Raw genomic sequence first — 5,550 nt, 5'->3', positions numbered from 1 at the left:
AGCCCCAGACGTCGGTGACGTGCCAGTGGCTGCCGTGCAGGCCATGGTCGTCGTGGGCCAAGGCCAGGCTGGAGGTGCCCAACAGAGTTATTGCGGCAAGCGGTCTAAATTTTTTCATTTGACTGTCTCAAACGATGGGTTGGTGGACCGTGACCAGTTTGGTGCCGTCGGGGAAGGTGGCTTCAATCTGGATGTCGGGGATCATGTCGGCGATGCCGTCCATCACGTCAGCGCGCGTCAGGATGGTACGGCCAAAACTCATGAGTTGGGCCACGGTTTGGCCGTCGCGAGCACCCTCCATAACGGCGCAGCTGATCAGTGCCACGGCTTCGGGGTAGTTGAGCTTGAGGCCACGCGCCTTGCGGCGTTCGGCCAGCAGGCCGGCCGTGAACAGCAGGAGTTTGTCTTTTTCGCGGGGGGTGAGTTCCATTTGGTCTTTGATGCAAAAGCCGTGCCCGAAAACCTTGAGCTGAACCCGCAGCGCGCATTGGGTATCCAACTCCGCGAATGTCCCCCGGATCGGTCTGCGTCCGCTCCTCCTCCTTTACTTCGCTACGTTGGACACCCAACGCACGCTGCTAGACGCTGCTGGCATGGCATGAATACTGCACCGTTGTGGTGTGACTTCAGAAACCCAGCCTCAATCCAGCGCAGCGCTTTCAGCCGCGCCGTCGCAGCGCATTACGCTGGTGCGGCGCGACTACAACGCCTGGGTGGCGAGTGAAACGCTGGAGGACTACGCCTTGCGCTTTACGCCGCAGGGCTTTCGGCAGTGGTCGCCGTGGCGTGTGGCGCTCACCGCGTTGGGCGGTGCTGGCGCCTTTTTGATTCTGGAGGCGGTGGGCGCCACGCTGCTGGTCCAGTATGGGTTTGTCAATGCGTTTTGGGCGATTCTGGCGACCGGACTGATCATCTTTCTGGCGGGCTTGCCCATCAGCATTTACGCCGCCAAGTACGGCGTCGACATGGACTTGCTCACGCGGGGTGCGGGTTTCGGCTACATCGGCTCCACGCTGACGTCGTTGATTTATGCCTCGTTCACCTTCATTTTTTTTGCGCTCGAAGCGGCGGTGATGGCCTACGCACTGGAACTGGCGCTCGACATTCCACCGCGCTGGGGTTATCTGATTTGCGCGCTGGTGGTGATTCCGCTGGTGACCCACGGGGTGTCCACCATCAGCCGCCTGCAGGTCTGGACGCAGCCGCTGTGGCTGGTAATGTGGCTGCTGCCGTTTGCCTTTGTGCTGTGGCGTGAGCCCACGGCCTTTGCGGGCGTGCTGCACTATATTGGTGAGCAGGGCCGCTCGGATGCCTTCAGCTTGCCCTTGTTTGGTGCAGCGCTGACCGTGGGTGTGGCGCTGATGACCCAAATGGGCGAGCAGGCCGACTACCTGCGCTTTATGCCAGCCCTCACACCTGCCAACCGCAAGCGCTGGTGGTTCAGTGTGCTGCTGGGCGGGCCGGGCTGGGTGGTACTGGGGGTGCTCAAGATGCTGGGCGGGGTTCTGCTGGCCTACCTGGCGATTCAAAACGCGGTGCCGCTGGATCGGGCGGTCGACCCCAATCAGATGTACCTGGTCGCCTATGAGTATGTGTTTCCGCATTTTGGGTGGGCAGTGGCGGCCACGGCGCTGTTTGTGGTGATTTCGCAAATCAAGATCAATGTGACCAATGCCTATGCAGGCTCGCTGGCCTGGAGCAACTTTTTCTCGCGCCTGACGCACAGTCACCCCGGGCGCGTGGTGTGGGTGGTGTTCAATACGCTGATTGCCTTCATGCTGATGGAGATGAACGTGTTTGCCGCGCTGGGCGATATCCTGGGGCTGTATTCCAACATTGCGATTGCCTGGATGATGGCCGTGGTAGCGGACCTGGTGATCAACAAGCCCTTGGGGCTGAGCCCCAAGGGCATTGAATTCAAGCGCGCCTACTTGTACGACATCAATCCGGTGGGTGTGGGTGCCATGGCGCTGGCCTCGGTGCTTTCGGTCACGGCACACCTGGGGTTTTTTGGCCCGATGGCGCAGGCGTTTTCAGCCCTGATTGCCTTGGCGACCGCGCTGGTCACCTCACCCTTGATTGCGTGGGCCACACGGGGCAAATACTACCTGGCGCGGGTGGCAGAGCCGGTTGCTGAAGCGGGTGCTTACCCGCGTCTGCGCCTGCAACGCTGCGTGATTTGCGAGCGCGACTACGAGGGGCCTGACATGGCGCATTGCCCGGCTTACCGCGGGCCGATTTGCTCGCTGTGCTGCACGCTTGATGCCCGCTGCGGCGACCTGTGCAAACCGCACGCCAGCCTGGCCAGCCAGTGGTCGGCAACACTGCGGTGGCTGTTTCCCAAGCGCATCTGGAACGTTCTGGACAAGGGGCTGGGCTACTTTTTGCTCGTGATGCTGGTCATCGTGCCGCTGCTGGCTGCTGTTTTTGGCTTTCTTTATCAGCAGGAATTTCGCACGCTCTCGCTGGCTGAAACTGACCTTGCGGTGGTGCAAGCCCCTTATGACGCACTGCGCTCGGGCTTTATCAAGGCTTTCATGGCGTTGCTGCTGATTACCGGCCTGGTGGCTTGGTGGGTGGTGCTGGCGCACCAGAGCCGCAGGGTGGCGCAGGACGAATCCAACCGGCAAACCAGCTTGTTGTTGCGCGAGATTGAGCTGCACCGCCAGACCGATGCCGCCCTGCAGTTGGCCAAGCAGGCCGCAGAGCGGGCCAATCAGGCCAAGAGCCGCTACATCAGCGCCATCAGCCATGAGTTGCGCACGCCGCTCAACAGCATTCTGGGTTATGCCCAATTGATGGGGCAGGACACCGGTATTCCGGCGCACCGCAAGCAGGCGGTGGCCGTGATTCAGCGCGGCGGTGAGCATTTGCTTTCGCTCATCGAGGGCACGCTCGACTTGGCGCGCATCGAGGCTGGCCGGCTGACCCTCAGCTCCCGGCCGCTGGCGTTTGCCGATTTCATGCAGGATATTGCTGGCATGTTTGAGCTTGAGGCCGAGCGCAAGGCCTTGCGCTTTGTCTTTGAGGTGCAGGGCAAGCTGCCCGCCATGGTCCGGGCTGATGAAAGGCGGGTGCGCCAGATTTTGCTGAATCTGCTGGGCAATGCCATCAAGTTCACCAGCGCGGGTCAGGTGTGCCTGCGCCTGCGCTACGCAGTCGAGATGGCCCACATTGAGGTCGAAGACACCGGGCCGGGCTTAAGCGCGCAGGACCTGGCCCATGTGTTTGAGCCATTTGCCCGGGCCAGCGCGCCTGGCGTGGGCGCGCCCGGGGCCGGCATGGGCTTGACCATCGCCCGCATGTTGACCGATTTGATGGGCGGTGAGCTCACTGTCAGCAGCCAGCCCGGCGTTGGGTCGGTGTTCAAGGTCAAGCTTTTTCTGCCCGAACTGCACACCAGCCCTGCGGCAGAAGAGGGCGCCGGCGCGCAGCAGAACAAGACCCAGGCTGCCCCGGTCAAGGCTCGTCTGGCTTATCTCGGGTCGCGCCAAAGGGTGCTGGTGGTGGACAACGAAGAGGCCGACCGGGAGCTGCTGGTGCAATTGCTGCAACCCCTGGGCTTTGAGGTGCGCACTGCGGCCAGTGGCCACGACGCGCTTGATTTGCTGGCCAGTGGCTATCAGCCCCATGCCGTCTTTATGGACTTGGCCATGCCCGGCATTGACGGCTGGGAGACCGTGCGCCGGCTGCGGGTGCTTGAACATGCCACGCAGCGCCCCGCCGCGCACATTGCCATCGTCTCCGCCAACGCCTTTGACAAGGGGCTGGACAACGAAGCAGGCATTTCCGGCGATGACTTTTTTTGCAAACCGGTGCGCCACGCCGACCTGCTGGACTGGCTGTCCCTGCGGCTGGATCTGGTCTGGCAGGAGATCCAGGAGCCGATGCTGTCGCCCCCGCTTGTCGCTCCAGTGGTCGCGCTGGTTTACCCGAGCCGAACCCAGTTGGAGGCCTTGCAGGAGGTGGTCACACTGGGTTTTTACCGTGGCATTTTGAACCAGCTTGAGGTTCTCGAAACAGCCCAGCCCGAATGTGCCGCCTTTGTCGCCCGCATGCGTGAGCTGGCCCGCCAGTTCCAGTTTGAGACCATGAGCCAGCTGCTGGCTGGCATTGACCATGACCACTAAATCCAACTTCAACAAGACCCTGGACCGCACGCTGGACCGCGCCAACAGCGATGTGGTGCTGATCGTCGATGACGTGCCCGACAACTTGGCGGTGCTGCATGACGCGCTTGACGAATCAGGCTACACCGTGCTGGTGGCCCTGAGCGGGGAAGCCGCCCTGCAGCGCGCCGCGCAGGCGCTCCCAGACGTGGTGCTGCTAGACGCCATGATGCCCGGTATGGATGGCTTTGAGGTGGCGCGTCAGCTCAAGGCCGCCCCGCAAACAGCGCACATCCCGATCATTTTCATGACCGGCCTGACCGAAACCGAGCATCTGGTGGCGGCGCTGGAAGCGGGTGGTGTGGATTACGTGACCAAGCCGATCAAACCCAAAGAGGTGCTGGCGCGCATGGCTGTGCATCTGCAGGGCGCGCGTGAAAGACGCCAGGCCCGCAGTGCGCTCGATGCTTTTGGTTATGCCAGCATCACGGTTCGCGTGAGTGACGGGCGCCTGATGTGGCAAACCCCGCTGGCGCGCGACCTGCTGATGCGCTATTACGGCACCGACGCGCCCACCACACCGATTCCGGTGCTGATCTGGCTGCGTCGCCATGTGGCGCTCGGCCTGAGCGGTGTGGAGCCGCGGCGCCTGAGCACCGAGCTTGGCCCAAAACGGCTGAGCTTTCGCCTGCACCAGCAGATTGGCGACAGCGAAGGCGGTGGCGACTGGCTCATCATCATGCAGGAAGTAAGCGACGAGAGCGTGATTGAGGCCATGGCGCTGAGCTTCAAGCTCACTCCGAAAGAAGCCGAGGTGTTGTACTGGGTGATCAAGGGCAAGATCAACCGCGACATTGGCGACATCGTGGGCTCCAGCCCGATGACCGTGAAGAAGCACCTGGAGCATGTGTTTGCCAAGCTCGGCGTGGAAACCCGAACCGCTGCCGCCGCCATGGCGATGCGCCGCATCCGGCAACTGCAGCCGCAGTTCGAGGGCTAGCCGCGTCGCTTATTCCGTTTCCAAATCATTTGTGTCTAGGCGTGAAGCCGCAGGCAGTGCTACAGCACGACAAGGCGAAGCAACAACGACACGGATGATTTGGAAATGGAATTACCAGGTGCGCACGCGCCCGGTGTCGATGTGGACAAACTGGTCCCGCGGGTAATAACCCACGCCGCCCGCCTTGAGCGACAAGGCGGCGTCACGCAACTCGGCCAGCGGCACGCCGGGCAGGCGGATGTCGATGGCCTTGCCCAGCATGTGCAGGCTCTGCTTGGCCACGCCGCCGCCGCGCGTGCTGCGCAGCCGGGCATTGGTGGTGGGGCCCCGATAGCCTGAAATAATTTGGTAGGACAGTGGCACCCCGGAGCCCAGTGCCTGTCGAACATCGTGCAGCAGGTCGAAAAGCTGCGGGTCAATCTGGCCGACTTCGCCCGAGTA

Annotated in this window: 4 protein-coding genes; 2 read left to right on the top strand and 2 right to left on the bottom strand. The window is 62.3% G+C overall.

Annotated elements, in window-relative coordinates; translation table 11 throughout:
• Positions 1-127: 127 nt before the first annotated feature.
• Positions 128-430, bottom strand: coding sequence for an urease subunit gamma (ureA, locus tag GPS82_RS13050; RefSeq protein WP_296495423.1), 303 nt, complete (start codon positions 428-430; stop codon positions 128-130).
• Positions 431-620: 190 nt separating this feature from the next.
• Here ureA and GPS82_RS13045 point away from each other — a divergent pair, with 190 nt between their 5' ends.
• Positions 621-4,130 (top strand): ATP-binding protein, encoded by a 3,510-nt coding sequence (locus GPS82_RS13045; RefSeq protein ID WP_296495420.1) that lies wholly within the window; start codon positions 621-623, stop codon positions 4,128-4,130.
• Entirely contained in the window at positions 4,120-5,109 is a 990-nt protein-coding gene (locus GPS82_RS13040; protein ID WP_296495419.1) for a response regulator, read from the top strand. The genes GPS82_RS13045 and GPS82_RS13040 overlap by 11 nt, the downstream gene beginning before the upstream one ends.
• A gap of 111 nt (positions 5,110-5,220) precedes the next feature.
• Here the strand turns inward: GPS82_RS13040 and GPS82_RS13035 are convergent.
• On the bottom strand, positions 5,221-5,550 hold a 330-nt coding region (locus GPS82_RS13035), incomplete at its 5' end, for a DUF882 domain-containing protein (RefSeq protein WP_296495417.1).

It is taken from the genome of Rhodoferax sp. (assembly GCF_011391645.1).
Lineage (GTDB): Bacteria > Pseudomonadota > Gammaproteobacteria > Burkholderiales > Burkholderiaceae_C > Rhodoferax.
Note: the sequence above shows the minus strand (reverse complement) of the source record. Positions and strands in the feature narration are given on the sequence as shown.